Consider the following 4326-nt stretch of genomic DNA (forward strand, 5'->3'; position numbering starts at 1 on the left):
GCCCCCGCCAGCGCTGGCGGGGTGCGGCACCCCGGCCGGCTCGCTGCGGCGCGCCCGCGAGCTGGCCGCGGAGATCCGCGGGGCGGGGCGCTACCGCGGCATCCGCCCGGTGGCGCACTGGGGCTCTCTGCTGGCCGCCGCCGAGGGCGCCGCCGCCGACGCCCTGCCCACGGACGACCCGATGCAGCTCAGCGCGCCCCAGGACGCGGACGCGGACGCCCGCTCCGCTCCCATGAGCGACGCCGCTCCTTCGTCCAAGGACGACACGGAGAACCCGGACGCGCCGGAGGGTCCACCGGACGCGGAGCCGGCGGAGGACCATGAGGGCGCCAGCGCGTCTGGCCACTCCAGCCCTCGCCCAGACGAAACGCCGGAGCAGGCCGAAGGCGCCCGCTACGTGTATCCCGAGTGGGACGTCCGCGCGGGCGCGTACCGCACCCCCGGGGCGGTGGTGCGCATCCACCCGTTCAGCGAGGCGGACGGCACGTGGTCGCGCCGGGTGCTGGAGACGCACGCGGTCCTGGCCCGCCGCATCCGCCAGCAGTTCGAGCGGCTGCGCGCCCGGCGGATGACCATCCCGCGCCAGACCCGCGGCGACGACCTGGACCTGGCGGCGTGCGTGCGCATGCTCAGCGAGCTGCGCGCCGGCCACGGGGGCGACGACCGCCTGTACGCCTCGGTGCTTCCCCGGCGCCGCGAGGTCGCCATCCTCCTGCTGGTCGACATCAGCGGCTCCACCTCCGAGACGGTGGGGAGCGATCGCATCGTGGACGTGGAGAAGCGGGCCGTGCTCCTTACGGCAGAGGCGCTGGACGCGCTGGGCGATCCGTATGCCGTCCTCGCCTTTTCCGGGCGCACCGCCGACAACGTGCGCATCCGCGAGATCAAGGGGTTCGCGGAGCGCAACGGCGACGCCGTCCGCCGCCGGGTAGACGCGCTGGAGCCCGAAGGTTTCACGCGGCTGGGCGCCGCGGTGCGCCACGCCACGGCCGCCCTGGTCGCACAGCCGGCGGGGCGGCGCCTGCTGCTGATCCTTTCGGACGGCAAGCCCTACGACGACGACGAATACGAGGGACGCTACGCGGTCGAGGACTCGCGGCAGGCCATCGTCGAGGCGCGCGCCCGGGGCGTGCACCCCTTTTGTCTGACGGTGGATGCGGAGGGCGGCACCTACCTCCCGCGGATCTTCGGCGCCACGGGGCACGTGATCCTGAACCGCGTGGACCAGCTTCCCCGCGCGCTCCTGGCCGTCATCCGCGAGATCTTCCGTCGCTGACCGAGGATCGGCGTGTCATCCGTGGATCTTCTCGTTCCGCTCCAGCATCTCCACCAGCGTGGCGATCCGCTTGGCGCGGGTCTCCGGCTTCTTGGCCGTCTGCACGCGAAAGAGGATGGCGTAGCGGTTGGCGCCGTTGAGCGTGGCGAAGAACGCCTTCGCCTTGGGATTGGCGTCGAGCGCGGCCTGCAGGTCGTCCGGAACGCTGGCGGTGCTCGCCGGGTCGTACGCGGCGTCCCAGCGCCCGTCCGCCTTGGCGCTTTCCACGGCCTGGATGCCGGCCGGCTTCATCCGCCCCGCATCGATCAGCGCCTGGATCTTCTCGCGGTTCACCTTGCTCCAAATGCTCCTGGCCCCTCGGGGACCGAACTTCTGGAGGAAGGAGTGCTCGTCGAAGGTCTTCTTCTGGCTGTCGATCCACCCGTAGCACAGCGCCACGTCCAGCGCCTCGGCATACGAGACGGAGGAATAGGGCGCGCCCTTCTTGGCCAGCCGAAGCCACGCGCCGGGCGAGTCGGCGTGGTGCTCGTCCAGCCACGCGGCCCACGCGGCCTGGTCGTCGAACAGGATGATCGGCAGTTCCGGAGCAGGTGCTTTCATGATGGTGGCACAAGTTCAAGGTCGCGCCACAATGTCCGACCTGGCACGAGAGCATCCAGTCCACGAAGGTGGACTTCGTGTGGTCGTTGCAGCGAATTCATTCGCCCGCGGCCCGAGGCCTCGGCTGATGTGGCGGGTCCGAGGCCTCGGCTTTGGTGACGGGTTGGAGGCCTCGGCTTTGTGACCGCTGCCGCGCCTTGGCTTCGTGCCGGCCGCGGCTAGATCCTTCGGCGCGCACCGGACGGTGCTTGGGCTGGTCCGGTGAGCTTGCGCCTCTGGATGACAGGCTGCCCGCGCGTCTGCAGGACAGGTGGCCGTGCCTCTGGATGACATGTTGCGGAGCGTCAGACGACGGAGGTGCGTGACCTACACCATGCGGCGCGCCCAGAGGAAGATGCGGCGCAGCTCGCGCTCGTAGCTGCGGCGGCCGGACATGTCGTTGCGGGCCACTCCGCCGTTGCCGAGTGACGCGTGGATGATGTCCGGGCCGCCGGTGGACATGGCCACGTGCGTACAGCGTCCGGGCTCCTCCGCGAAGAAGAGCAGGTCGCCCGCGCGCAGGTTGGCGAAGTCGTCGCCCGGCTCCACCTCCGCGCCGGTTCGCGACTGCTGGTCGGAGTCGCGGGGGAGCGCGTGGCCGTGCAGCTTGTAGAGCGCCTGCACGAAGCCCGAGCAGTCCACGCCCCCCATCGTCACCCCGCCCCACAGGTACGGCACGCCCATCCACCGGGCCGACGACTCCGCCACGGCCGCACCGTCCAGGGGAAAGCCAAGGGCGCGAGCGCCGAGCGGTATCAGCTCGCCCCGGACGTGTCCCTTGCGGCCGTCCGGCAGCAGCGCCAGCCCTTCGGCGTCGCGGACCACGCGGGCGTTCCACGGCAGGCGCATCAGCACCTCGCCGTCATCCGCCAGCACGTCGGCGCCCAGCGAGATCCACACGTCTCCATCCGCCCCCAGCTCCCACCCGCGCGCCGCGGTCTCGTCCTTGAGCGCCACGTAGCCCGCGTGGATCCAGCCGATGTAGCCGTCCGGGCCCTTGCACTGCAGCCAGCGCCCCTCGCGGCGAAAGACGATCAGCCGGCTCCCCAGCACGGCCTGCGACACCTGCGTGCTGCGGACGGCCGGCCCTCCCATCATCGGTGCCACGGCCGAGGTCACCAGCGCGTGCACCATCTCTTCCGGGTGTGCCTCGGGGAGCACCTGCACGGCGTCTACCACCTCGCGCCACGCCGTCAGCGCCGCCGCGCGGCGATGGAGCTCCAGCGCGGCGTCCGGCTCGGAGGTGAACCCCAGGAACTTCACCGCGTCGCCCCGCACCTCCACCTCTACCTCGAACACCGCGGTGCGCGGGTCGGGAGCGTACCGGTCGCGCACCTCCTGCACCAGCAGCTGCACGTCGTCCACCGCAGCCCTCATCGCGGCATCCACCCATCCAGCACGTTCATCACCGTGGCCACGTCCTCGGGCTGATTGTACAGGTGCGCGGAAAGCCGGACGGCCCCCTCGCGCAGCACGCATCCCACGCCGGCGTGCGAGAGCGCCTGGTAGGCGCCGGCCGCGTCCGCCGGGCGGAAGGAGATGATCCCCGTCCGGCGCTCCGGGCGCATGTCGCTGACGATCTCCACCCCGCGCTCTTCCAGGAACGCCGCCAGCGGGTCCACCAGCGCCAGCACGTGCGTTCGGATCTGCGCGGGGTCGGCGGACACCAGGATCTCCAGCGACTCGGCCATCCCGGCGTAGTCCTGCCACGGCTGCGTGGCCACCTCGAAGCGGCGCGCGCCGGGCACCCACTCCTCGCGGTAGTCCAGCAGGCGCTCCAGGTCCGCCGACGCCGCCATGGACGTCCATCCCACCACCCGCGGCTCCATCACTTCGACGAGTTCTCGCCGCACGTACGTGAACCCCGTGCCGAAGGGCGAGCAGAGCCACTTGTGCCCGCCCGTCGCCAGCACGTCGGCGTTCCACGCGGCCACGTCCAGGGGAAGCTGGCCCACCGCCTGGATGCCGTCCACGACGAACCAGGCGCCCTGCGCGCGGCAGGCGCGGCCGATCGCCTCGCCGTCCGCCAGCCAGCCGTTGGTGAACTGCACCGCGGAAAGCGCCACCAGCCCCACGTCGCCGCGCGCCAGCTCCTCCAGGATGCGCGCCTCGTCGGGGTTGCCGCGCGCGTCCGCAGGGATCACGTCCACCTGCACGCCGCGCAGCCGCCCCAGCGCCAGCCAGGGATACATGTTCGCCGGAAACTCGCGGTCGCTGACGATCACCCGCCGCCCGGCTTCCAGCGGCAGGGACAGCGCGGCCAGGTTCAGGCCGAAGCTCGTGTTCGCCAGCAGCGCGATCTCGTCCTCCCCCGCGCCGATCAGCGCCGCCGCGGCCTGGCGGCAGCGCACGAGCGTGGGCTCGAAGTCCTCACCTCGCAGCGAATGCGGGTTGGAGCGCCGCAGGTTGTA

4 protein-coding genes are annotated in these 4326 nt (G+C 72.0%); 1 reads left to right on the forward strand and 3 read right to left on the reverse strand.

From position 1 onward, the window contains the following. Positions 1 to 1276: nitric oxide reductase activation protein NorD (locus tag VIB55_RS19515; RefSeq protein ID WP_331878342.1), on the forward strand; the 1276-nt coding region annotated here is incomplete at its 5' end. Between the two features lie 15 nt (positions 1277 to 1291). On the opposite strand, the gene VIB55_RS19520 is transcribed toward VIB55_RS19515, so the two are convergent. The 3 genes from VIB55_RS19520 to VIB55_RS19530 all read right to left on the reverse strand — a co-directional run. Next, positions 1292 to 1876: a YdeI/OmpD-associated family protein gene (locus VIB55_RS19520; RefSeq protein WP_331878343.1), complete on the reverse strand. Its 585-nt coding sequence runs from the start codon at positions 1874 to 1876 to the stop codon at positions 1292 to 1294. 366 nt (positions 1877 to 2242) lie between these two features. Further along, positions 2243 to 3292, reverse strand: a complete 1050-nt coding sequence (locus tag VIB55_RS19525) for an SH3 domain-containing C40 family peptidase (protein WP_331878344.1) — start codon at positions 3290 to 3292, stop codon at positions 2243 to 2245. After that, positions 3289 to 4326: aminotransferase class V-fold PLP-dependent enzyme (locus tag VIB55_RS19530; protein WP_331878345.1), on the reverse strand; the 1038-nt coding region annotated here is incomplete at its 5' end. The genes VIB55_RS19530 and VIB55_RS19525, both read right to left, overlap by 4 nt.

Source organism: Longimicrobium sp. (assembly GCF_036554565.1).
Classification (GTDB): Bacteria; Gemmatimonadota; Gemmatimonadetes; order Longimicrobiales; family Longimicrobiaceae; genus Longimicrobium.